At 49.7% G+C, this 23,438-nt stretch carries 21 protein-coding genes; 5 read left to right on the top strand and 16 right to left on the bottom strand.

Translation table 11 applies throughout. The features are described 5' to 3' along the window. Positions 1-3 precede the first annotated feature (3 nt). Entirely contained in the window at positions 4-810 is an 807-nt protein-coding gene (locus tag ACTJJJ_RS18830; RefSeq protein WP_188932415.1) for a DUF3108 domain-containing protein, read from the top strand. On the opposite strand, the gene ACTJJJ_RS18825 is transcribed toward ACTJJJ_RS18830, so the two are convergent. Both ACTJJJ_RS18825 and dnaA read right to left on the bottom strand, forming a co-directional pair. Continuing rightward, positions 767-1,780: a GNAT family N-acetyltransferase gene (locus ACTJJJ_RS18825; protein WP_426293662.1), complete on the bottom strand. Its 1,014-nt coding sequence runs from the start codon at positions 1,778-1,780 to the stop codon at positions 767-769. The two genes, ACTJJJ_RS18830 and ACTJJJ_RS18825, sit on opposite strands and share 44 nt — an antisense overlap. Positions 1,781-1,820: 40 nt before the next feature. After that, complete coding sequence (gene dnaA, locus ACTJJJ_RS18820) at positions 1,821-3,248, bottom strand: chromosomal replication initiator protein DnaA (protein ID WP_229222171.1); 1,428 nt, start codon at positions 3,246-3,248, stop codon at positions 1,821-1,823. A gap of 220 nt (positions 3,249-3,468) precedes the next feature. On the opposite strand from dnaA, the gene scpA reads away from it, so the two are divergent. Together scpA and ACTJJJ_RS18810 are read left to right on the top strand one after the other, a co-directional pair. Beyond that, entirely contained in the window at positions 3,469-6,432 is a 2,964-nt protein-coding gene (gene scpA / locus ACTJJJ_RS18815; protein ID WP_426293661.1) for a methylmalonyl-CoA mutase, read from the top strand. Between the two features lie 337 nt (positions 6,433-6,769). Continuing rightward, a complete protein-coding gene (locus ACTJJJ_RS18810; protein ID WP_426293660.1) occupies positions 6,770-7,105 on the top strand; it encodes a DUF4369 domain-containing protein in 336 nt (111 codons plus the stop codon). Positions 7,106-8,040: 935 nt separating this feature from the next. On the opposite strand, the gene ACTJJJ_RS18805 is transcribed toward ACTJJJ_RS18810, so the two are convergent. After that, a complete protein-coding gene (locus tag ACTJJJ_RS18805; protein WP_426293659.1) occupies positions 8,041-8,949 on the bottom strand; it encodes a hypothetical protein in 909 nt (302 codons plus the stop codon). Positions 8,950-9,106: 157 nt separating this feature from the next. Here ACTJJJ_RS18805 and ACTJJJ_RS18800 point away from each other — a divergent pair, with 157 nt between their 5' ends. Together ACTJJJ_RS18800 and ACTJJJ_RS18795 are read left to right on the top strand one after the other, a co-directional pair. After that, the gene (locus ACTJJJ_RS18800; protein WP_440702642.1) at positions 9,107-12,262 is read left to right on the top strand and encodes a M12 family metallo-peptidase; all 3,156 of its coding nucleotides are present in this window, start codon (positions 9,107-9,109) and stop codon (positions 12,260-12,262) included. After that, positions 12,219-12,545 carry a hypothetical protein gene (locus ACTJJJ_RS18795; protein ID WP_426293657.1) on the top strand — a complete coding sequence of 109 codons (327 nt, stop codon included), beginning with the start codon at positions 12,219-12,221 and terminating at the stop codon, positions 12,543-12,545. Before ACTJJJ_RS18800 ends, ACTJJJ_RS18795 begins: the two co-directional genes overlap by 44 nt. 31 nt (positions 12,546-12,576) lie before the next feature. Here ACTJJJ_RS18795 and ACTJJJ_RS18790 read toward each other — a convergent pair whose 3' ends face one another. From ACTJJJ_RS18790 to ACTJJJ_RS18730, 13 genes are all read right to left on the bottom strand, one after another. Beyond that, positions 12,577-13,764, bottom strand: coding sequence for a beta-ketoacyl-[acyl-carrier-protein] synthase family protein (locus tag ACTJJJ_RS18790; protein WP_426293656.1), 1,188 nt, complete (start codon positions 13,762-13,764; stop codon positions 12,577-12,579). Between the two features lie 6 nt (positions 13,765-13,770). Continuing rightward, on the bottom strand, positions 13,771-14,037 hold the full coding sequence (locus tag ACTJJJ_RS18785) for a phosphopantetheine-binding protein (RefSeq protein WP_188932431.1): 267 nt from the start codon (positions 14,035-14,037) through the stop codon (positions 13,771-13,773). An 82-nt stretch (positions 14,038-14,119) separates the two neighbouring features. Beyond that, entirely contained in the window at positions 14,120-15,397 is a 1,278-nt protein-coding gene (locus ACTJJJ_RS18780) for an ABC transporter permease (RefSeq protein WP_426293655.1), read from the bottom strand. Between the two features lie 4 nt (positions 15,398-15,401). Further along, on the bottom strand, positions 15,402-16,148 hold the full coding sequence (locus tag ACTJJJ_RS18775; protein WP_188932433.1) for an ABC transporter ATP-binding protein: 747 nt from the start codon (positions 16,146-16,148) through the stop codon (positions 15,402-15,404). Between the two features lie 6 nt (positions 16,149-16,154). Then, positions 16,155-17,186 carry a BtrH N-terminal domain-containing protein gene (locus ACTJJJ_RS18770; protein ID WP_426293654.1) on the bottom strand — a complete coding sequence of 344 codons (1,032 nt, stop codon included), beginning with the start codon at positions 17,184-17,186 and terminating at the stop codon, positions 16,155-16,157. A 4-nt stretch (positions 17,187-17,190) separates the two neighbouring features. After that, complete coding sequence (locus tag ACTJJJ_RS18765) at positions 17,191-17,589, bottom strand: hypothetical protein (protein WP_426293653.1); 399 nt, start codon at positions 17,587-17,589, stop codon at positions 17,191-17,193. Between the two features lie 26 nt (positions 17,590-17,615). After that, positions 17,616-18,758: a beta-ketoacyl-ACP synthase III gene (locus tag ACTJJJ_RS18760; protein WP_426293652.1), complete on the bottom strand. Its 1,143-nt coding sequence runs from the start codon at positions 18,756-18,758 to the stop codon at positions 17,616-17,618. Further along, positions 18,758-19,627 (bottom strand): hypothetical protein, encoded by an 870-nt coding sequence (locus tag ACTJJJ_RS18755; RefSeq protein WP_440702641.1) that lies wholly within the window; start codon positions 19,625-19,627, stop codon positions 18,758-18,760. Before ACTJJJ_RS18755 ends, ACTJJJ_RS18760 begins: the two co-directional genes overlap by 1 nt. A 72-nt stretch (positions 19,628-19,699) precedes the next feature. Continuing rightward, a complete protein-coding gene (locus ACTJJJ_RS18750; RefSeq protein ID WP_426293650.1) occupies positions 19,700-20,176 on the bottom strand; it encodes a hypothetical protein in 477 nt (158 codons plus the stop codon). Positions 20,177-20,219: 43 nt separating this feature from the next. Next, entirely contained in the window at positions 20,220-21,278 is a 1,059-nt protein-coding gene (locus tag ACTJJJ_RS18745; RefSeq protein WP_426293649.1) for a methyltransferase, read from the bottom strand. Then, on the bottom strand, positions 21,275-22,015 hold the full coding sequence (locus tag ACTJJJ_RS18740) for a YdcF family protein (RefSeq protein WP_426293648.1): 741 nt from the start codon (positions 22,013-22,015) through the stop codon (positions 21,275-21,277). The genes ACTJJJ_RS18745 and ACTJJJ_RS18740 overlap by 4 nt, the downstream gene beginning before the upstream one ends. Before the next feature lie 136 nt (positions 22,016-22,151). Continuing rightward, complete coding sequence (locus tag ACTJJJ_RS18735) at positions 22,152-22,787, bottom strand: hypothetical protein (RefSeq protein WP_188932448.1); 636 nt, start codon at positions 22,785-22,787, stop codon at positions 22,152-22,154. A 26-nt stretch (positions 22,788-22,813) separates the two neighbouring features. Beyond that, complete coding sequence (locus tag ACTJJJ_RS18730; RefSeq protein WP_188932450.1) at positions 22,814-23,428, bottom strand: hypothetical protein; 615 nt, start codon at positions 23,426-23,428, stop codon at positions 22,814-22,816. Positions 23,429-23,438 lie beyond the last annotated feature (10 nt).

Below are 23,438 nucleotides of genomic sequence, written 5' to 3'. Positions count from 1 at the left end.
AGCATGAAAAAATCGTACGCATTACTATTAGCCATTTCGACATTAGCATTGCTGTTCTCTTTCCGCCAGTTCGAGGAGAACGCGGAAATCGACCGCGTGGTACACAACAAGAGCTTCGGAACCGGCGAACGGGTCGAATACCGGGTGCATTATGGGTTTATCAACGCGGCAGAAGCGAAGGTGGAAGTAAGCAAAGCGGTTTCGATGATCAACAACCGCCCTTGCTACCGTGTCAATGTCATTGGCCGAACGGTAGGTGCATTTGACCTCATATCCCGCGTGCGCGACACCTGGCGCTCCTATATCGACACAACCGCCATTCTCCCGCACATGTTCGAGCGGCAGATCCAGGAGAACAAATACCGCAAAGAGGAAACGGTATATTTCAATCACAGCAAAGACCAGGCCGTTTCAAATGTGAAGGCCGAGAGTAAGACCTACAATGTACCCAACAACATTCACGACATCATCAGCGGCTATTTTTTCCTTCGCACCATCAATTTCGAGAAGGTTCGCGAAGGCGATATCATCGAAGTACCCACCTTCTTCGACGGTGAAGTCTACAAGCTCCGCGTGCGTTACGTGGGCAGGGATGTGATCAAAACCAAATTTGGAAAAACGAAAGTATTTAGATTATCTCCCCAGATCCCTTCCAATAAATTCTTCAAAGGTGAAGAACCGATGGCGCTCTGGATCTCGGACGATTCCAACAAAATTCCACTAAAAGCCGAGGTCGATCTTAAAATCGGCTCGCTGGAAATGGATCTTAAATCCTACAAAGGCCTGCGGAAAGATATCGCCTGGTTTTGATAATCAGCCAGCTGCGAAGCGTTTGAATCTGAGCTAGCGGAAAAGGCAATGCATTTCTTCTGATCTGATAAAAAGGCATTGCAACCGCCCCGAAGCCCGCATAATATTCCGCAATGGATTGTTTTTCAGGACTTTCAAAATCAAAGACCATTTCCGCGCCTGCATTGCCCCGAAAGTAGTTGTCAAGCATTAGCACTCTCGCATTTTTCTTTCTTCCCGCATTGTCCGCTGCATTAAAAAGATAGACCGTTCGCCCGCGGTAGCGCGTAAGCAATGTACCTGCGTGTGTGCGCGCGTCTGCACGTGCATACAGGAGTCTTCCTGACCCGTTTTCAAGGCACTTGCTCCCAAGCCGTTCCAGCATCGTGTAAGCGTCGTTCTTGACCCTGCCTATCCTACGGGCATGGTTTTCGGCAAAAAGCGTCCTCAGCATTTTGAAATTGTCCGATTCGATCATCTGCCATTTTGCACTGATGCCTCTTTCAAGATTTAACTTCCGGTCCTTGGAATAACCTGAATCGATAGCCTCGTAAGAGCGGTTTAAATCCAGCCAATGCGTGTGAAGCACCTTGATATCAAAGCATTTCATGCCATCCAACACGCCGCGCATTAGCTGAAAGGTCTCAGGATTAAAAGTGTAGCTGGAAATGTAAGGATAATGCGCAGCCAATGCTTGAAGAAACAGCGCGCAATGTTCTGCGTCCGGCTCGTTTCTGGAAAAAATCCCCAGATACTGACAAAACAGCGGTTGGTATAAAACCCGGCGGCCAAATCTTCGCCTGACCGGCAGTGGCATTGCAATCCGGAAGTCATCAGCCGAAGGCCAGACCAGCGCTTGCCATTGCTCACAAACGATATCCAGATACCAGCTCAAAGCGTAAATGACGCCTTGCCGGCTATGATGAATGTGATTGTCCCAGATTTGAGCATCGATCTGCTCTCGGGAAAGAAGGATAGGTTTCCGCAACATCGTGTTCAGGGAGTTGTCCTGTACATTGATACGTCAAAACCTATTTAAAGTAACTGCGGAGCTTCTGCAAAGTTTCTTCCACGTCCGGGGTTTCGTCCATCAAAAGGTTAATGCTCTGGATCGAGTGAATCACAGTACTGTGGTCGCGGCCGCCGAAGTGGTAGCCGATCGATTTCAAAGGTAAATCGGTGTATTCTTTCGCCAAATACATCGCCAGCTGACGCGGGTAAACGACCTCCTTTTTGCGGCTTTTGCTTTTCAGATCGGCAATGGAAACCTGGAAATAATCAGCGATGATTTCCTGGATCGTGTCAATGGTAACCTCCTTGTCCTCGTTCATCACGATGTTGCGAAGCGTATTTTTCGCAAGTTCCACGTCAATATTGCGGCGCGTGAGCGAAGCCTGGGCCATCAGCGAAACAATGACGCCTTCCAGCTCCCTGACGTTAGAGTTGACACTGTGGGCAATGTATTCGATCACATCATAATCAATCGAGATGCCTTCGGACTGGATCTTTTTCTGGATGATGGCGATACGCGTCTCAAAATCCGGCGCCTGCAAATCGGCTGTGAGGCCCCATTTGAAGCGGGAAAGCAAACGGTCCTGCAAGCCTTGCAGCTCACGAGGCGGGCGGTCGCTTGTCATGATGATTTGCTTGCCGAGCTGGTGCAGGTGGTTAAATATATGGAAGAATGTATCCTGTGTCTTTTCCTTACCCGACAAAAACTGCACATCGTCAATAGCCAGCACATCCACTTTCATGTAAAAATCAGTGAATTCTTGCAGTGTGTTGTTGCGGATCGAGTTGATGAACTGGTTGGTAAATTTCTCGGAGGAAACATACAGCACCAGCTTGTTCTCGTAGTGGTTGGTGATATAGTTTCCGATAGCCTGCACAAGGTGCGTTTTACCCAGCCCTACCCCGCCGTACATCATCAGCGGGTTAAAAGAGGTAAGCCCCGGACGCTGCGCTACGGCAAAACCAGCCGAACGCGCAAGCCTGTTACAGTCGCCCTCGATGAAGTTATCAAACGAATAATTGGGGTTCAGATAGGTGTCCAGCGTGAGCGAATCCTGGTCTTTCTCCCTCACACTAGTTCCCATGCGCGGGTCGGTCGAGAAATTATCCGGCCGGGAATAATTTGGAGATTTCTGCGTTGAAACATTCATCGTCAGCGGCTGGTGCTTCTCGTTGCCGGTATCGACGATAATGGAATATTCCAATAATCCGTCGCGACCAATCGCGTAATCCAGCGCCTTCCTCAGCAGATTGACATAATTATCTTCCAGCCATTCATAGAAAAACTGGCTCGGAACCTGCACCGTAAGTACTTTACCATAGAGCTTTAAGGGACGAATGGGTTCAAACCACGTCCTAAAACTCTGATCGGGAATGTGCTGCTGAATAATCCGCAGGCAAGCATCCCAAACCTGGTCTACCTCTCTATTTGTGCTGATTCTTTCCAATGTATAATTTACCAAACTCTGAGTATCATAATTCAAAAGGACGGCAAAGATATAAAAATACCTGATCTCTCCAGATGAAACGAACATTCAATTTAATCCTCATAAAGTGTATCTGCAAACCCATAAATAAAATAACGAGCGTAATCGTGCCCAGAAGGTTACAGAAGCAGTTTTGATTTTCTGCCCCCGTTTTTGCGTGCCAAAATTTGTAGTTTTGCTCATGGCGCATATCCTTGAATCGTTCAACAATCCACAGTCGATGTCAGCAAAGCTCTTTTCTGAATTTCCCCCATCAGGGAAAGATGCCTGGGAAAAACTGGCAGCCGGTGAGTTGAAAGGCCGCACAGGCCTGCTCGATTCATGGGAAATAGCAGCTGGCTTGCATTTCAAACCCTATGTGACCGCCGCTGAAATAGACTGGGAAACAGTCGCCAAAGTTCAGAAGGCCCAAAGGAAAACTGCTGGCTGGGTTAATGTGAACGAGGGGCTTATAAAAGAGTCGCGGCCATTCAGCATAGAGCTGCAAGGCACAGACCCCGTTTCGCAGCTGGCAGGAGCCCTTGCTTGTTTTTCAAATCTGTATTACAACCAGAGCCCATCCCCTGAGCTCACATTTGAGCAAACCACGTTCCTTGTTCCTCTCGGCTGCCAATACCTGACTGAAATCGCCAAACTAAGGGCATTGCGGTACCTTTTAAGTAAAATGGCGCGGGCATTCGGACTGCCGGGGCACAGCGCCCCCTTTATTGAGGCCAGCACATCGATCAGCTACAAAGTCAATGAGGCCGACTATACCAATCTGATTAGAGCCACCAGCCAGGCCATGAGCGCTGTGATCGGAGGATGCGATGCGCTTACCGTACTTCCTTATGATCAATCAGCTAATGCATTGGCTCAGCGGCTGGCCACACACGTTTCTTACATTCTTGAACACGAAAGCCTTTTATCCAAAGTAGCAGATCCCGCGGCAGGCGCATATGCGCTGGAAGATATGACATTGAAACTGGCGGATGCTGCCTGGGAAGCCTTTCTGAAAACTTCTCAAAATGAGATTTTTATAAATCTTTCTGATGAAACTGTCCCTGAAAATCTTGATCGTAAGCAGCCCGAAGCGTTTCAAACTGCCGAAGGCATCGCATTGAAGACTACATTTTCCCAAAACGACCTGGCAGATGCCGAGCACCTGGCATTCGGCGCAGGTGCTCCACCGTTTCTGCGCGGCCCCTACGCGAGCATGTATTTGGAGCGGCCGTGGACGATCCGGCAATATGCAGGCTTTTCAACCGCTGCCGACTCGAATGCTTTTTACCGCAGAAACCTTGCCGCAGGTCAGAAAGGTCTGTCGGTAGCCTTCGACCTGGCCACTCACCGGGGCTACGATTCGGACCATCCGCGTGTGACAGGCGATGTAGGCAAAGCTGGGGTCGCTATCGATTCGGTGCAGGATATGAAAACACTTTTTGAGCAGATCCCGCTCGAACAAATGTCAGTGTCGATGACCATGAATGGCGCGGTAATACCTGTTATGGCATTTTTTATCGTTGCTGCGCAGGAACAAGGCGTGCAGCCCCACGAGCTTACCGGCACAATACAGAACGACATTCTGAAAGAGTTTATGGTGCGCAACACCTACATTTACCCGCCAGAGCCGTCTATGCGCATTGTCGGCGATATTTTCGCCTATGCCAGCCGGTTTATGCCGCGTTTCAACTCGATCAGCATCAGCGGCTACCACATGCACGAGGCCGGCGCGCCCGCCCATATCGAGCTCGCCTATACGCTCGCCGACGGACTCGAATACATCCGCACAGGCCTTGCAGCAGGGATTCCCATCGATGATTTCGCGCCCCGGCTGTCGTTTTTTTGGGGAATAGGCATGAACCATTTTATGGAAATCGCCAAAATGCGGGCCGCTCGGGTTCTTTGGGCAAAAATTGTCAGCCAATTCAATCCCAACAATGAAAAGTCGCTCATGCTCCGCACGCATTGCCAGACCAGCGGTTACAGCCTTACCGAGCAGGAGCCATTCAATAACATCACCCGCACGACGATCGAGGCCATGGCCGCCGTTATGGGTCACACCCAGTCGCTGCATACCAACTCTTTTGACGAGGCCATTGCGCTTCCCACCGATTTCTCGGCCGGCATCGCGCGGGATACCCAGCTTTTCATCCAGAAGGAAACCGACCTGTGCAAGGCTATTGACCCCTGGGGCGGCTCCTATTACGTTGAGTATCTCACAGCGCAGCTGATCGGGAAAGCCTGGCAGCTGATCGAGGAAGTGCAGGCATTAGGCGGAATGACCAAAGCGATAGAGACGGGCCTGCCTAAAATGCGCATCGAAGAAGCTGCCGCCCGAAAGCAGGCGCGGATCGATGCGGGTAAGGAGGTTATAGTTGGGGTTAACCGTTATAAAAGCACCGAAAAACAATCTTTTGAAATCCTACAAATTGACAATGATGCGGTAAGAAGTGCCCAGATCGCCAGACTGGAAGCTATTCGCCGCGATAGAAATGAACCGGCGGTGTACCACGCATTGCAACGTATCACGAGCGCCTGCAAAGAAATGGGTGGAAAGGATATGCATTCAAATCTGCTTGCTTTGGCCGTGGACGCGGCCCGTAAAAGAGCCACATTAGGAGAAATCTCAGATGCAATGGAAAAGGAATTCGGCAGATACCAGTCCACGATCCGGTCCGTTTCGGGCGTTTACCGGACGGAAGTTTCGGATGATGATAACTTCCGCCGCGCACGCGAAATGTCCGACGAGTTTGCCCGGCTCGAAGGCCGCAGACCGCGGATAATGGTTGCCAAAATGGGCCAGGACGGCCATGACAGGGGCGCAAAAGTGATCGCGACAAGTTTTGCCGATCTTGGATTTGACGTCGATATTGCCCCGCTATTTCAGACGCCCGCAGAAGTGGCCATGCAGGCTGTTGAAAACGATGTGCATGTAATTGGCGCCTCGAGCCTGGCCGCAGGGCACAAAACGCTCATTCCAGAGCTGATCAGTGAGCTTGAAAGGCTCGGGCGAAGCGACATTATGGTTATTGCCGGAGGGGTAATCCCTGCCCAGGATTATCAATTCCTGTACGATGCGGGGGTTAAAGGCATTTTCGGGCCCGGAACGGTCATTTCCGTGGCAGCACAGGAGATTCTCGGCAAGCTCATGCAGGGAAATTAATCGTTTCAGGAAACTACCTTGAACGCGTCTCAACAAGAGAAGGGTTTCCAAAATGCATAGTGGAAGTCAAAAATTTGCCCCCAAGCAATTGCAAATCTGTTTAGTGGATGTTAGGATTGAAATTGGGCATTTCTCAACGGCTGTTCATTTCTATTTTATGTTCACTGAACATGAACAAATCGAGATAATAATTAAGTTTGGTACAAGTTACTTCCTTGCTCAATCTCTAATCCCCGTTTCAGAAACGCGGACAGTATCACCCTCAAAAAAGGCTGCCGTGATTTTCATGTTGGCCTTGCTCGCTAGCAGTTGAAGAGTAGTTGCCCAAAGTTGCATTGTGACTGGCGAGATCAATGGCATTGTCGATATACCCATTCAATTCAGATACATGAAGAATGGCGAAAATAAGATAGATACGGTTGTCGCCAAAGGCGATCGGTTCCGGTACGTCGCCCAAAAGCCTGACGACGGCATGTTTGATATTTTCATTAAGTACCCGGCGTGGAGAGGCGTGGGGTATGAAGCCGGGAGCCTTACAATTTCGGGCAACATCGACAAACCGAAACAACTGGAAATCAGAGGCACCAAGGACAACGACCTGCTCACCGCCTACAATAAAATTAGATGGGCGTACCGTGAAAGAGCGCCAGGCCAACTGGATCCAGCTCGCTGACTTCCGGTTTGATCGGGGTGAGATAATGAAAGCCTACAAGATCTCCGAATTCCCTACCTATTTTCTTGTCGACCAAAATGGGATTGTAGTAGCAAGGGAAAACAATTTTCGCGACATTGAAAAAATTGTCACCGAGACGAAAGCCTTTCGATAAGTACACCATTAGCTATGTGGAAAAAACTCTTTCCTATATTACTACTAGGCTGCATTCTATACACTTGCAAGGATGAAAATCCGTATTTTAACCAGTGTCAGGACGGGCCGATCAAATTCGAATTGTTCAATGACGAATTAAATCCCAAAGTGAGCTTCAAAGATTTGAGCAGTTTCGACACTCAATACAAAATCATACAAAGCGAGCGCCAAATGTATCAAGACTTAGAAATCCTTTATTTTAGAAACAAGATCGATTTTACAACTAAGAGTCTTATAGTCATTAGTATAAAACTAAATACATATGCTCAGGTCCTGTCTCAAAACATTATTGCCCATTGTCCTAGCAACAAACTCGCTATTAGCGCCGAGCTTAGATACGGCTCACAGCCTAGAGAAGGAATCAGTTATGTACTTGCGATAATACCGAAAGTTTCGTCGGATACACGAATCGAATTTCTTCCAACCTTTACACGCTAACACGCAAATCTATTGCCGACACATTACCACGATATCCAATTTACGACAAGTTTCGTATTGACTAAATGCTAGAATAGTGCAATACCTCGCCCAGTTTTCCCGTAAATAACGCGTAATATTTACATTTATCATGATGACATGCAAACGGTTTTTGACTACTGATTGCCGTTAGAGGTGCCGGATTATCATACCGTTTTCAGCGTTCGTGGAAAGAATCCAAGGCCTGACGGGAAGCCGAAGTTTGAGTTTTGGAAATATGATAAAAAGTTGAACCGTCATGCACATTTTTCATAGCCAACGAGTCACTTCTTTTCATACTCGTACCGACTCATGCCCGCTTCGGTGAATCCCCAGGTGGGGGCGTAACGTATTTCTTCCCGGAGCAGCTTTCCGTAATACTTTCTTCTGTTCAGAGTATTCGTGCCGATCAATGTGCGGATCTGGTTGCCGGCGACGTCGAATTCATAGGTCGTTCTGGCCTGCCCGTTGCCGGCGGCATTCCGGGATATTTCCGCTGACGGCAAGGTGTTGTTACCGGTGTATTCGGTGCTGATGACCGTTTCAAGTGCATTCTGATGATTGAAACGCTCGGTGCGGATTACGCGGTTTTGGCTGTCGTAGGTGTAGTTGTCAGTGCTCGACAGCTCATTATCATACATATAAGCCTGCATTTTTACCACATTCCCGCGGCTGTCATGAGTGTATTTGTAGTGATGATGTTTCCCGAGCGACTCGGACCATGTGTATGTTTCAGTGAGCCTCCGGTTTGCATATACATAATGCTTCGAATGCAGCAGCGTACCCACCTCGTTCGTTATATCCTCCTTTGTCAGCAGGTCGCCCTCATAAGTGTAGGAGGTCGTGTTTGCCAATGTGAGGGCGTTTACAGGCCCTGCGTACACTTTTTCGGTTGCCTTCCGGCCATTGATGTAAGTGTAGGTTTTGTAGGTCAAGAGCAGTTCGGGAACATCGTAATAGGACTGGCGCGTCAGATTTCCTGCTCCGTCGTAAGTGAATTCCACATATCCGCCGGGCTGCGGCGAATCCGATTTGCTGAAATTGAGAATTTTCGTCAACCGGTAGTGGTCCGAGTTGTAAACGCTCGTATCGCCTTCATTCGGCCCCGGCGGCCCCTGGAAAGTTTCGATTTGCTTGTCTTTACAGCCTGCCAGGAAATACACAGCCAGGATCAGGTAAAAAAGCTTTTTCATAGCGAACGATCTGAGTACTACCCTCATCAGACAGGAAAATCCTTGAAATAGTTGCAAGGTTACTTTTGTTTAATCGCAACGCCGGTGACTTAAATTGTGTCTACCTGGATGATTCCGGCCTACTGGATATTTCCTGAACAATCCCACCTGCATGATTATGAATTTGACATTTACATCCTACGGTCTCCGGCTACTTGTAGTGCTTTCTTTTTGCTGCCAAATGGCCTTTGGACAGGAAAAACCGGTTATGTGCGGCACCCGAGATGCCGACGCACCGCCGCAAATAAAGCAGATGATGAGCCAGCTGCCGGCCATCATGGCCAAGCAAAACACGCGGACTGCCGCAGGAGAAATGAGAATATGCCGCGTTGCGGTGGAGATTGATTCGGATACTTATGTGAAATACGAGCGCGACACCGCGGCGATTATCCAGACGGTGATCAGTAATGTCGAAAAATGTTCGAAATTTTATGAGCGGGAGGCAAACTTCCGGATGATGGTCACAAGCATCCGGATTTTCAAAGACACCGAGCCGAATCCTTACGCCAACGCACACGATGTGCATGCCATGCTGACGATCCTGGCCAACAGGCAGGTGTCAGACCAGAATTTTGACAAACGCATTTATCTTTATACGAAGCCTGTCGGTGGCGGTGCTTCGGGCGTGGCCTTCATTGGCGGTGTCTACAATGTGTCGCCGCTAGAAAATGCCGCAACACTCATGCACGAGTTTGCCCATAATTTCGGATCGTACCATACCAACAACTGCGGCTGGCCCGGCGGCCCGCTCGATTACTGCGGCGGAGTAGAAGGGGACTGCTACACCAAATCTTCGGAAGTAAACACAAAAGGGTCGCTCATGAGCCGGTGCGGCAGCAATGGAGCCGGAGAAGCGCTTCATCCGATGGTGCAGGCGGTGATAAAACAGCACGCCCAGGTCACTTTTGCCAAAATGGAATCCGCGCCGCAGGCGCCTTCACTGCCGGGTGACATTACTGCTGTGAAAGGGGATTTTTACACCTGGTCGGCATCGACGCTGGCCAGCACTTATGAATTCAGCTATTCGACGGATGCTAATTTCAATGGCGAAACCCTCGAAACCACCGCCGTAAATGGCATTAACTTATTGAAACAAACATTAGGCGCCGACTATTTCGTGCGGGTCAGGGCACGCAATGCATTCGGCACGTCCGACTGGTCCAACACGGTTAAAATCCGCATCGCCCCCGACCAGCCCGACTTGCCGGTGCTTCTGGGGCCTGCCAATCACGCATTTCTTCCGGCGCAGCTTCCGGTGACATTGTCGTTCTCGAATGTTCCGGGTGCAGCCTCGTATCAGGTGCAGGTCTCGCCGCTCAGTGATTTCGACTTTGCTTATCCGGCCAGCGAAATCATTTCCGGAAATCAATATAACTACGTGCCGTATTTCGGCGGGTTCAAATGGCGGGTAAGGGCAATTGCGAATGGAAAAACAGGCAAATGGTCGGAAATCGGATATTTTTCGGCGAATGCGCGCCTGAACATGGTAGGGCTGTACCTGCCTGTCCCGGATAACATGCTCGATGTACCCCGCACGATCCCGATCGCCTACGCGCCATCAACTTACTATTCAAACACGCACATAACAGTTGCCGACAATCCGGAATTCAATAATCCGCTCTTCCAGCGTAATTACGAGCCATTTTTGGAAATCGCGGATGTGCTGAAAGACCTGCCTGCCAACACGCAGCTCTACCTCCGTGTGCAGGAACGCCAAACAGACCTGATCAATTATCCCGACCGCGACCTGGTCGATTACACCATTCAGTTTACCACCGGCAGCGCCAACAGCCCTTATGCGCTGACATTCCTCAGCGAAAAAGACCAGCCCGTTTTTGGAAAACCCAATCCCAAAATCGCCGTTTCCAAAGACCATGTGTGGCTGGGCGTGATCGATGCCGGTTTCATCAAACTCGACCAGAAAGCGCTTACATTCCAGACATTTAACCGCGCTAACACCGATGGACTTCTCGGTGTGGGAATGGACAATTCCGTTCGCACGGATAACGAGCGGAACATCTACACCATCAACCCCGCGGACGGTTACCGGTTCCGCAAAGTGAAGCTTGTCAACGAAAGTCCTTCTGGCGACGCGACCGTGACGACCATTCCATTTGTCGGTTACATCCAGGATTTTAGTCCGCAGCACCAAGTGTTCTGGACGCAGCGGGTTATTTACAAGGAAACGCCCGACGGTTTTATCGCGCTTCGCCAGGTCTCGGACAGTCAGTTGATCAAGGATATCCGGTTCCGGGACAATAAAGCCTGGATTCTGATTCTCAACATGGACCGCGATTACAGCACCGAAATCCTCGTCATGGACCTCAATGACCACGATTTGATCTACACGATTGATTACCAGACCAGCCCTGCCATCGAAAATGTGATCGACCAGATCGAGGTCCAGCCCGACGGAAAAGTATGGCTCCGGCAAACGGATTATTTCACCCAATTCAGCTCCCTGGCCTATTTCGACGGCACTTCCTGGTCGCTTTTCGACTCGGGTAATACAGCATTCGGAACCCGCATTTCCAGCATCAATATTTCCCCCTCCGGTCAGCCTTACGTCCTCGCTGTGGGCAGTGAAACGCAGGTGTACAAATTCCATAATGGCCAATGGGAGAAGGCAGGCGATGCGTTGCCATACCAGCGGTTTGACGGCGATTTGTGGGTAGATACTTACGATAGCTTCTGGATCTCCAACCGCTTCGGGCTGGCAAGGCTCGGGTCCGACGCCGCATTTCCTGTTACGCTGGTGCATTTCAGGGCCACTCCGGAAAACAATACCGTGGTACTCAACTGGAAAGTCACCGACCAGATAGACATGGCTCGTTACGAAATCGAGCACAGCACCGACGCGAAGCGCTTTCACGTAATCGGAGAAGCGCCGGCGATTGACACCGCTTTGTATAGTTTTGTGCACACCAGCCCAGCGCCCGGCACCAATTATTACCGGCTCAAAATGGTCGAATCCAACACAGATTTCGCCCTCAGCAAAATAGTGAAAGTAAATATGAATGATCTGGCGGAAGTTGTCATTTATCCAAATCCGGCTGCCAGCTTGCTCCATGTGAAACCGAGGCCGGAACTCGTTGGTCGGTCCGGCCGGATCACGGTGTTCAGCATAGAAGGAAGGCGGATTTATGCGAAAAAAATAGATCAATTTCGGGAGCAGGAGCCGGTCGATGTATCTACTCTGGCTGCGGGCAACTACCTGATCAAGGTCGAAAATGGAACTTCTGCCAACAGCAGGGTTGTGCAGGTCGTCAGGTAGCGGAATGCATTCCTTCATGCGAATGGCCAACACGCAGCACCAGTATCTGGTTGAAATATATACCAGGCAATTTCGAAGACAATTGAGAATCAACCGCAAAAAGATCGTTCACGGCACACAGTTCGTCGAAGAGTTGAACGGCGAAGTTAATGACGGACTTCGCAAAAGAAGGCTCTCATACGACGCTGAAAGTAATTCCCGACGAGACGAATTGGCGCAGGCAAGGTGGGAAATAGTCATTCAAAACGAACTTGACGCTCTGAGAGCATTTTCAAGTGAATGATTGTGAGCCGGAAATTACCGGCCAGTCAGACCTAGACGCGGGCAAAAACAAGCGAAGTGCAATTTCCCCCGAAGCCGAAGGAATTGGAAAGCACGTAATTCAATGGGTATTCACCCCGCCACTGCGAAACAGGCGCAGGCCCGCCGATGGGCTCGCTCACATTCAAACCCGGAAACAGCTCACTGTGAACAATGCCCAGGATGCTGTAAATGGCCTCCACAGCGCCGGCAGCCCCCAAAGTATGTCCAGTGAATGATTTGGTAGAACTGTAAGGCGGCATCTTATCGAACAACTCCCCCATTCCGAAGAATTCTACCTGGTCGTTGTTCTGCGTACCGGTTCCGTGCGCGTTTACATAGTCAATTTGTGAAGTTTCAATTCCGGCCGCGCCGATCGCCTCGCGCATGCACCGGATAGCCCCGGTGGCTTCATCGGACATCGCAGAGGGGTGGTGCGCATCGTTCGCATTGCCAAAACCAGCGATTTCTGCATACACTTTCTTTCCAGCAGCAAGCTCCTCTGCTTCCAGTACCAGGTAAGCCGCCCCTTCGCCCAGATTCAAACCGTCGCGGTTCACATCAAAAGGCTTGCAGGGTGATTCAGAGAGTATTTTCAAGGCATTAAACCCGTTGACGGTGTATTTGGCCAGGCTATCCACCCCGCCAACGACCACTCTTTTCACCCGTCCCGAGCGTATCAGGCGCGCACCGAGCATGATAGCGTTGGCCGATGATGAGCAGGCAGTGTTGATCGTATCGGTAAAACCTTTGATCCGGTAACGTTTGATCAATTTCAATGTATGCGCCGAGCAGCCATAGGATTCCAAAAACTCGGAGCCTTCCGATTTGTGGTTGGCATCCTGGTAGAGCTGATCTGTCAGGCACATTCCTCCCACGGTGCTGGCCGATATTAATGCGGTGTCCAGCGATGAAAGCTGGCCCCGGGTTAAGGCCGCGTCCGCAATGGCTTCGCAAAAGGCCTTATCGGCCAGAAGGCACGTGCGCGTATAGCCGGGGGCGGTTTCCAATTGCTGCATTCTTTTCAGCTCCTGGTTGCTGAGCTTCACCTCGCCAAACGGTAGCGAAGCGGCGTATAAGGATTCAAAAAAAGCTGCCTTGCCAATTCCCGAACGCCCGCCGCGCAAGCTCTGATGATTCTGCTGTACATTCTCACCAATAGCCGAAATCATGCCCATACCCGTCACCAACACCCTTCTCATCGAAAACTACGCGGCTTTTGTATTGGCGAGTATGTACTCGGCCATATGGTTGACATCGACCAGGATCTTGCGTCCTTCGGCCGGATTATTGATTTTAATACCGTATTCCCGTTCCAGCAGCACCACCAGTTCGAGCGAATCGATCGAATCCAGTCCCAGATCGCCGCCGAAAAGCGGTTCGTCGTCCTTGATGTCCACAGGGTTAATGTCCAGCAGGTTCAGGTATTGTACAATTTGCCCTTTCAGAATGGGCTTTAAGCTTTCTATGTCCATATTGATTTGTTAATCGCTTCTAGTAATCACCGGTTACAGCTGCGCTCACCGACCGAGGGTGCATTAAGATAGAATTTCAAACTTAAATAATTCTTTCCAACCGCAGCTTAAAATATGTGCCAAGTTGACAAAACACTATAAAAATGCCCAGGAAAGCGAACACCGTCCGCAGGTCCTGCCAGCTTCCGCCTTTCAGGAAAAGCACATAAAAACCTTCCAGGCACCAGTGGAGCGGGGAAAAATTGCTAAAAAACTGCATAAAACCCGGCATCACGAAAGTCGGCACCAGGATGCCTCCGATGGCCCCGAAAATGATAATCGAAATCGCTCCGAAGCCATTGGCCTGCTGCTCGGTTTTGGCAAACGCCCCGATCATTAAAGCGTAGCTGACCGCTGCCATACTACTTATGAAAATTACCGCGATGGTGGCAATGATATTATCGGGCACGCTGAGCCTGGGCAAGCCCAGTTTTGGCAGTATCCATACGCCCATCGAAAATGTCAGCGCCACCTGTAATGCTGCAACCACCACGTAGATCGCCATTTTACTGAACATAACCACCATGAACGTTGTAGGCATCGTTTTCAGCCTCAGGAAGCTGCCGTTGATGCGCTCCTTGACAATGTTACTACCAAGGGAGACGACCATGAAAAACATGGCAAAAATCGTCCAGGCCGGCACATTGTGCTGGGTGGAATTGGGAATAGCGGTAGAATTGTTATTGCGCGCCACGATCTGATCGATGCCCACGCGGTTGGAGATCATCTTGTCTTTGAGCCTTGCCGATCGTTCTGCGATATCCATATTGGCATACATACGGTCGATCATCAGCGAATTTTCGATCACGCTCATATAGGACTGGATCACGCTCATAACCGAGTAGCTGTAATTTCCCTGTAAAACCGGGTCGTTGTAAAACGAAAGCCTGGGCATGGAGACCTTCCGGCGGGCGGTCGTATCATGCGCAAGCCCCAGATCGTCCATTAAAATCGTGCTCACATCCTCGGCGTTACTTTCAAGGCCAGCCGAAAAGCTGGCCGGGATGTAGAGGGCGATCATTTTCCCTCTCGATAGCAGCTCGGACTTTAAAGATTGCTGCTCAATAGCATTCTGTGAATCGATCTTGAAAAGACCCGATTTGGTCAGCAGATCTACCAGCTTGGCTCCTTCGCTGCCTTTGTCCTGATTGACAACCAAAAGCGGTATCTGGTTCTCGTTGACCATCTTATATGCACTGTCCTGGATGATGGTAATGATAAAAACCAGCAGCAAGGGCATCAGAAACATCAAAGCCAGCCCTACTTTATCATTGATAAGCAGCAGCAGTTCTTTGCGTAATGATGAATACAGTTTGAACATAAGCTTAATCGCGGTATTCCTCGCCGGTCAGATTGATAAATAATGTTTGCAGGTTTTCGACCTGGTGCTCAGCTTTCAAATGCTGCAAGCCTCCCGCTGCAATAAGCTTTCCGTGATCGATCAGGGCGATATTCTTGCAAAACTCCTCGGCTTCCGACATATGGTGCGAAGTATAGATGATGGTCGTTCCCCCCTGGTTGATCTGCTGCAAATAGCGAATAATTGCATTGCGGCTCTGAACGTCCACACCGACGGTCGGCTCATCCAGAAAAAGGATCTGCGGCTGATGAATAATGCCGATCGCAAGGTTCACACGGCGTTTCATACCGCCTGAAAACGTGCCCACCTTCTTGTCTGCCGCTTTTTCAAGGCCCAATACTTCCAGCAAATGCTCCCGGCGTTCTTTGAGCCTGTTTTGGGAAAGATTATACATCGCCCCGAAGTAATCCAGGTTCTGGCGCGCGGTCAGCTCCTGGTAGAAGGCATACTCCTGAGGCACAAAGCCGATGCGGCTCTTTCGTTCGGCATTCGAGTAGGGCGTGCCATTGTGAAAGAAGCGGACATCCCCGGAAGAGACCGGGATGATCCCGCAAAGAATGGAAATCAATGTGGTTTTGCCCGCTCCATTGGGCCCCAGCAAGCCAAATACATCGGATTGCATAATGTCGAGCGACACCTCGGACAGGCTATCTTCCTGGGCGGATTTATAACGCTTACACACGCCTCTGATCTGAATACACACCTGGTCCATCGAGACTTATTTACCCAGTTTCAGGCTGGAAAGCTTTTGAAATGCCTCTTTTTCAACCAGACGGATTTCCAGCATCATATCGGCAATTTCTTCAAAGTCTTTCTGTTCTGTGAGGCGGCCCTTGTAGACGCCTGCCATTTTGATCGCGCTCGCCCGCCACATGTCGCCGGCTTTGGTGAAATCCTCGGAGATGTTCGATACGCGCTCGTCCTGCAAATAGCCGGCAGCTTCTTCCAGAAACGCGCCGTACAAAAAGCGAAAACCGCCTCCGCCCGTACCGATCTCCTCCTGCATGCGCACGATCTGGCCCAGATAAAGGCTCGCCTTGCGCAGTCCCAGCTTATCACGCCACTTACGGACGTGGTTAGAGGTATGGCGAATGCCGTTCACCCCTGCAAAATTGCCCGGGATGCTCAGCATATCGCGCACATTGCGGCGGATCCCGCTCACGATACCTTTGCGGATCATCTCCTGGGAAATCGGCTTTATTTTTTCTGGGAAGTAAATATGTCCTTTCGGCGCCAGCGGGCCCTGCGCGAAACGGACGCGGGAAAGCTCTTCTTTGGAAAGCGATGTGACATCTTCCATCACCGGGTCGCTGATCAGGTAGCGCCCGTCCCGCTCACCAAAAACAATCAGGTTATGCGCATTGAAATGAAAGCGGTATTCCTTGGGAAAATAGCTCAGGTGAAAAACCCCCACCTGGCAGCCTACCGGCACACCCTGCTTTACTTTTTGGTCCAGAAATGCTTCTGCGGCAGCCGGATTCGAGAACTTCTTTCGGGTAACCTCCACGCCAAGGGATTTGCAAGTCCGTTTAAAGATCGCGCCAGGCATCGTCCGGAACGAGATGGCCGGACCGTTGTTAACCGTCAGAAAAGGTATCTGTATATAAAACAGCCCTGAGCCCATACCGAAAGCCAATGGCTCGCTCATGAATTCCAGGCCATGGTAGCGCAGTAGCGCGGTTGTGACCCCGTTTTCGCAATGGGCCGTCTGGACGTGATGGAACGCATCCGTTTGACTTTCAATATTCACTGTATCAACCTTTAAAATTTTTCAACTCGCTCACAGTAATGTCGAAAGCCCTGGCATATTTTTCCAGTTTCCTTTCGCTGAGACCTTTAAAAACCGATGGCTTGAAATGTCGTTTGATAAAAAACGGGAAGAAACCCGTGTAACCCGACAGGACCGGTAAATCCATCAGGCGAAGTTCCATAAAATAGTATACCGGGCTTTTCTCACCACTAGCCACCGCCCTGCGCGCATCCTCCACCCGCTCGTTGACCTCCTCCCAGGCACTGTCCAGCGCCTGTTTTTTCACATCCCATCCTTTGCTCAACGCGGTTTCGTACTTGCCGTCCTGGTTTTTGACATAGCATACTTCCCGGGTAAATTTGTCGAGCGCGCCGGGATCTTGCGGAAGGTCTTCCTTTTTCATGGGTTATGGGCAGCTTTTGTATGGTTTCAGCACACGGTCAGCAGGCAGAACATATACGAGAAACGCGAGCTCTCGGGCACTGCCAGCAGTATTTTTTCGCCCTTTTTCAAGGCGCCGCTATTGAATACTTCTTCCAGCATCATATAGATCGAGGCCGCGCCTACGTTGCCTTTGGTGACAAGGTTGGTGTACCATTTCTCTTTGGGAATAGCCATGCCGTTTTCCCTGAAAAATTCATCGATCTTGCCCTCAAAGAAGTAGCTCGACAAATGGGGCAGAAAATAGCTCACATCCGCTATTGTCACCCCTCTTTTGAGAAGAATATCCCTGAGCTTGGCAAAGCCCAATTTAACGATTTTTTCGCCTAAAAGCTTCACATCCTGCTTGATGCTCAGCACCGAACGCTCCTGGATTTCTTCGGCAGTAAAGTCCTTATAGCTTCTGAGGGTGCCGTCTTCGAGCTTATCTGCGCCCATGTACATGCACGCTTCGATCTCGTTGGCATATGAGCAGCCTTCAATCCAATCTATTTTCAGGGAAATGCCCTCCTTGTTGGGAGCCGGCTCGACCAGGAACGCGCCCGCGCCGTCTGAGAGCATCCAGCGAAGGAAATCCTTTTCAAATGCCAGAAAGGGGTTCTTTTCAAGCCGCGTGAGCTGCTGGATCTCATCCTCGAACTGGTCTGAGCGCAAAACCGTCGACAAACGCTCGGATGCGCAAGCCACCGCTTTTTGCTTCTCGCCAAGTTTGACGGCCATGTAAGCATATTTGAATGCATGCATCCCCGCGCAGCATACGCCCGAGGGTGATACAACCTCTATTGAATCGGCCTGGGGCAGATAACCGTGCACCATTGAACCGTGAGAGGGCATCAGCTGGTCGGGACTGGATGTAGCGCAGCTGAGCAAATCCATTTCGCCAATCTCTGCCGGATTGTTTTTAAAAAGATCCTGGACGGCAAGGGCGGCCATTTCTGCATTGGTATGCGTAGGCGTTCCGTCTTTGCGCAATGCGTAAAACCGGTTTTTGATACCGTTATTACGCAAAACAATGGCTTTTGATTTGGATGGTTTTCCGTTGATGTATCCTAAGTATTCTTCCATTTCCTCATTGGAAACGGACTCATTCGGTAAAAACTTGGTAATCCTGGTAATATATGCTTCTGACATTATGATTTGGTTTCTACACCACAAAAGTATTCTTTTTTCTTCTTAATCGCATTGGCGGCAAAGGGTGCTATCAACACCCTGTAAACCGTAACCAGCACAGGCGCCACCATAAAAAGTGCCACCAGCAGGTAGTATTTAAAAAAACCGACCAGCCGTTTCCGCTTTTCAGGCGTGGTACCTTTGGTTTTGATCAGCTTTGCCCAGATCCGGAATAGTTTCTTGGCCCGCGCTTCGATAAAAAGAATATCAGTGGGTATGTTAATAAGGCCTGTGGCCATGATTTCTCTCTGCAAACCGGCATACTGCCCGCTATCGTATGCCTTTTTGACAATTGCCCCAAAGCGCGAGGCGCTCTGAATGTCCTGCTCGCTCACGCCCGGCTTTGGAAAAATACCCCATTTGCGGTCTTTGCGGCCGGTGAGCATCCAATGCAGAATGGTTACCGCGCTGACAAGGTTGGAAACGCGGTCCATCAGCGGGATATTGCCAACCAGCCTGCCGCCCGCATCGGCGATCAGCTTTTTGACGCTTTCCTGCGAATTGAGCCACATATTCCGCCCCCCGATCACAGTTACGATGGGCGTATCTTTCACCCTGGCTTTAAAGACAGGGCTGTGCAACAGCGCTGTTATCGGCAGCGACGGCGACAAAAACCAGGGCTGGTAACCGATCACGATCAGCTCGTAGCGCTCGGCACCAAAATGCAGCGGTTGGAGCTCGATCGGCTCCTCATGCACGCATTCGGGCATTTTGTCAAAAAATTCGTCGGAAGTCCAGGGAAACACAAAGGACTTTGCAGGAAATATTTCCAACCGCTCTACTCTTTCAGCATCGAACGGAGTCAGGAACTGATCGATGATTTGATTCAACTGACCTGATTGAGAGTAGTTTACAACTAGAATATTTTTCATTGATCCCCAAAAATTCCTTTTAATGCATTCCTATTTAAGATCCGATTCTTTCAACACCTTCGAATCCCTGGCATAATCGGCGATGACGCTTTTAAGGTCTGCGTCCAGCTTCTCATAGCCAGAAACGACGGCCTGTTTGTCGGCATCTATTTCCTTGTTGTATTTCAAAATCCCCGGCGCGTGCTCCTGTACGGTTAGCCGCAGGAAGCGGAACTCTGTATTAGCCGGGTTAGCTTTAATTTCATCTTCGAGCAGGTGCGCGCCTTTTTTGAAAGTCTTCACCTTGCCTCCTACCCCTTTGACAAATCCCGCTTTCTTCATCGTCAATGCACCTATGTAGGCATTCACTTTCGGGGAGGACCTTTCCGCTTCCAGCCTTGTGAGCACCTTATCGATCGATTCCTGCTGGCCGCTGGACAATGCCTTGTAATAAACCCCCTTGTCGATCTGCGCCTGGGCCGACACCGCAAGCAGGACAAGAAGCCAAAGAGCCACTATTTGCTTCATAACAATCAATATTTACGTACTCGGGATCAAAACGGACCGGCCATTAAGCCTTTTTCCTGCATTCCAGAATCGTATGATAGCTGTCGCCAATGAGCGGATAAGTATTAACGACCTCAAATCCAGCCTGGCCGACCAGCTCTTTCATGACACCGATCCTGTACATTTTGCTATTGCCGTTGGCCATAATTGTAAAATACAAAGATGTCGCCACCAGGCTATAATGCGCAGCAGGATAATTCTGGTTATCAAAAAATGGTTCCAGAATGTATAATGTGGTGTTTTCAGAAGCTGCCTGGAAGGCGTTTTCAAGGATTGCTACAATTTGTTCTTTGGAGAAACAATCCAGAAACTGGCTCATCCAGATCACATCGGCGCCCTGCGGGATTTTCTGTGTCGTATCCAGCAGATCGATCGCGTGGAAATCGATGCGGCCCAGCAAACCTCTTTCGGTTGCATTCGCACGCGCTACGTTGAGCTGCACCGGTAGATCGAGTATTTTAATCCTCACATCCGCGTCATGATCGCAGCAAGCAAAGGACCATTTACCCGTATTGCCGCCAATGTCGAAGAGCAGTTTCGGCTTTTTAGCAAAAACAATCTTCAAAGCGTCCGGAAACGCATTGTCCGAATAATAATGATCGAATTCAAACCAGGAAGTTTTCGCGGGTTCGGGAAGGATCGAGAGCCCTTCATAGATCGTCGGCCAGTTGCCCAGCTCTTTGAGCCCTTCGGGTTTACCGTTGACGATGCTCTCGGTCATGTGGCTTGCGCCCTGGTAGCACACATCCTTCATGAAATTCATGTTCACGCGCGTCATCTCGTCCTTCAAGAGGAAAAAACCGACTTTACTGATCTTGACGATCTCATTTTCTATTTCCACCACACCCAGGATTTCGGCCGCTTCCAGCAAGAGGGTCACCCCGTATTCGGAGACATTCACATTTTTGATGATCTTATCAATGCTTACTCCCTTACGGTTTTCGCTGATGTACTGCAAGATACCCAGGTCCCTGAGGGCCACCACCGACTGGAAATACATCGGGCCGAATGCTATCTTCTGTGCTTCATACTTGGCTTCAATAGCCGACAATTCTTTTTTCATTGTACGCTTTTATTGTTCCCTGATTGTTCGGAAGAGGGTATCATCCGATCCTTGTATTTTCTCCTGTATTTCGCTTTTTTCAGATCTTGCTCGTGCCAGACGATGTACTTGCCCATCGTGCCGCGAAAACGTTTGAAAAAACCTTCCTTATCTGAGAGCTTGACAAAACCTTCCTTGACGACTGCATTACTATGGTCGGCCTTGGGCTCGTATACATTCATTGTTTTCACCGTATCGATCACCGTCGGCAGCAACCCGATCGGAAGTTCAAATTTTTTGACGAACTTCTTCATATAGCTCGTCTGGATAGGATCGGTGGCAAGCGCAATTTTCGAAAAGCCAAGCTCTTTTGCAAGGCGGTAGGAATAATACACGTTTTCTGTGCTGTGCTGGGCCCTTTCCTCGGTGAACAGGTGCTCGCGCGGGATGCCGAGCGCCTCAGCGTAATTGGCCATTACTCGGCTTTCGATGTAGGGCGTTGCTACCGCTCCGCCCGAGAAAATCACGTTTTTGGTATAACCCTTCGAGTACAGATAATAGGCCCAGTGAATGCGGAGCTGATGTACCATGTCCCATTTCTGGCCGTTGTAAGGAAAGCCGGGAACGATAATGGCCTCGTAAGGCGCTTGCTTGGCACCTTTCGTGAAAGCCTTTGCCGCTGAACGGTAGAGCATTTTGCCACAGCTTGTCAAGAGCAGGCAGATCAGCAGCAGGGAAAACCAATGGGCGATGCGCACGGTAACGGGTTAGCGGTTTTAAACAGTAAGCTGTGAACGTTCACCGGATTCAGGCAAACAGATCACAGCTTACAAGACGATGATATGGTATCGGTAATCAATCTGAACTTTAAAAATAGACAATTCTATTTACTTTTTAAGCTTTGAATGATTTGCTCCACTTTTTATAAAGGCTTTTGTCGATTTCCTGGTTGATCTTGTAAACCCCGCCGGCCCAATAGTTGCGAAAACCAAAGCCGCCCGCTTTACCTTCCACTTTTTCGGTATGGATCACCTTTTTGGTTGCAAGGTCAATGAATGTAACCCAAACTATGAGCTTTTCCGCATTTTTGTTCAGGCTTTCCACTACATAAACGATGCCGATGCCATCCTTTTCGCTCAGCGAATATTTGGCGACCGATTTCTTGACCTGCTCTTCGGTAATGCTGTACTCGTCGTCGGTGATATTTTTCTCCACGTTCACCGATTTGTTCAAGCTCACCATATCCTCCACTTTCGACTTGTACTGATCGTCCTTAAGGCTGAATGCCTTTTGCAGAGAAAATTTCTTGGCTTCGAGCTCGATCAGGTTGTTCCAGCTTACAATATGCTGGTTTTGAATTGCCTGCGCATCGGTAAAACCTACTTTGCCAATGTATTTGGCTTGTGTAAAATCAAGGCCCAGGAAAACCAGCTTGGTTTTACCTGCAAAAAGGTCAGCCATGGTGTTGTCTGCGTTGGCCACGCTCACCACATGAAACAACACAAATGCGATCAGTAGTAACTTTTTCATAACCGGAAGTAATTTGGAACGTTAGTTTATTTTAGTTTTTTATCCAGAAATGCCGCCAGGGATTTGCCCGCTTTCGCATAAGACTCGGCAATGCGGACGCCGGTATCGAAGTCGAAACCGCCGAACTGGCCGCCCGGAACATTTCTCATTCCAATTTCTGCAACTTTATTGGATTTGTTAGCCGATTCGACAAGGTCTACTTCAAAATCCACATACGCGTTCTTGCGCATCACCCCCACGTTGAAACCCGGTTCTATGAATTTGGTTTTCACAATAAGGGTATACTGAGCGTCGGGACGGGCCGTAACGGCTGAGATACCTTTATCTGCCAGACCTTTGTTGAAAAGCTCTTCGAACTTGGGTTCATAGCGGGCCTTACGGTCTTCCACCCAGGCCTTTTTCCAGGTATCGCCTTTGCCTGCCTCCTTGGCATTGTACTCGGCCGATTTCTTGTCGAGATACTCCTGTTCTGTGGCAAATTTACCTACTCCGAACGCTGAGTAATCGTATTCCACGTTAACGGTTTTCTGGCCCGACAGCACCCCTACATCCCCTGAACGGAGATCGACACGCTGGGCAAGAGCTGCATCTGCGGCAAGGAAGGAAACGGCCATTACAGAGGCGTAAATCAATTTTTTCATAGTAGTAATT

The organism is Dyadobacter sp. 22481 (assembly GCF_052044875.1).
Lineage (GTDB): Bacteria > Bacteroidota > Bacteroidia > Cytophagales > Spirosomataceae > Dyadobacter > Dyadobacter endophyticus.
This window is presented reverse-complemented; position numbering and strand designations above follow the sequence as displayed.

What these genes read in the sequence shown, in the direction of transcription:
- ACTJJJ_RS18830 (WP_188932415.1), top strand. Translation starts at nt 4, where the DNA reads ATGAAAAAATCGTACGCATTACTATTAGCCATTTCGACATTAGCATTG.
- ACTJJJ_RS18825 (WP_426293662.1), bottom strand. Translation starts at nt 1,780, where the DNA reads ATGTTGCGGAAACCTATCCTTCTTTCCCGAGAGCAGATCGATGCTCAA.
- scpA (WP_426293661.1), top strand. Translation starts at nt 3,469, where the DNA reads ATGGCGCATATCCTTGAATCGTTCAACAATCCACAGTCGATGTCAGCA.
- ACTJJJ_RS18805 (WP_426293659.1), bottom strand. Translation starts at nt 8,949, where the DNA reads ATGAAAAAGCTTTTTTACCTGATCCTGGCTGTGTATTTCCTGGCAGGC.
- ACTJJJ_RS18800 (WP_440702642.1), top strand. Translation starts at nt 9,107, where the DNA reads ATGAATTTGACATTTACATCCTACGGTCTCCGGCTACTTGTAGTGCTT.
- ACTJJJ_RS18795 (WP_426293657.1), top strand. Translation starts at nt 12,219, where the DNA reads ATGGAACTTCTGCCAACAGCAGGGTTGTGCAGGTCGTCAGGTAGCGGA.
- ACTJJJ_RS18790 (WP_426293656.1), bottom strand. Translation starts at nt 13,764, where the DNA reads ATGAGAAGGGTGTTGGTGACGGGTATGGGCATGATTTCGGCTATTGGT.
- ACTJJJ_RS18785 (WP_188932431.1), bottom strand. Translation starts at nt 14,037, where the DNA reads ATGGACATAGAAAGCTTAAAGCCCATTCTGAAAGGGCAAATTGTACAA.
- ACTJJJ_RS18780 (WP_426293655.1), bottom strand. Translation starts at nt 15,397, where the DNA reads ATGTTCAAACTGTATTCATCATTACGCAAAGAACTGCTGCTGCTTATC.
- ACTJJJ_RS18775 (WP_188932433.1), bottom strand. Translation starts at nt 16,148, where the DNA reads ATGGACCAGGTGTGTATTCAGATCAGAGGCGTGTGTAAGCGTTATAAA.
- ACTJJJ_RS18765 (WP_426293653.1), bottom strand. Translation starts at nt 17,589, where the DNA reads ATGAAAAAGGAAGACCTTCCGCAAGATCCCGGCGCGCTCGACAAATTT.
- ACTJJJ_RS18760 (WP_426293652.1), bottom strand. Translation starts at nt 18,758, where the DNA reads ATGTCAGAAGCATATATTACCAGGATTACCAAGTTTTTACCGAATGAG.
- ACTJJJ_RS18750 (WP_426293650.1), bottom strand. Translation starts at nt 20,176, where the DNA reads ATGAAGCAAATAGTGGCTCTTTGGCTTCTTGTCCTGCTTGCGGTGTCG.
- ACTJJJ_RS18745 (WP_426293649.1), bottom strand. Translation starts at nt 21,278, where the DNA reads ATGAAAAAAGAATTGTCGGCTATTGAAGCCAAGTATGAAGCACAGAAG.
- ACTJJJ_RS18735 (WP_188932448.1), bottom strand. Translation starts at nt 22,787, where the DNA reads ATGAAAAAGTTACTACTGATCGCATTTGTGTTGTTTCATGTGGTGAGC.
- ACTJJJ_RS18730 (WP_188932450.1), bottom strand. Translation starts at nt 23,428, where the DNA reads ATGAAAAAATTGATTTACGCCTCTGTAATGGCCGTTTCCTTCCTTGCC.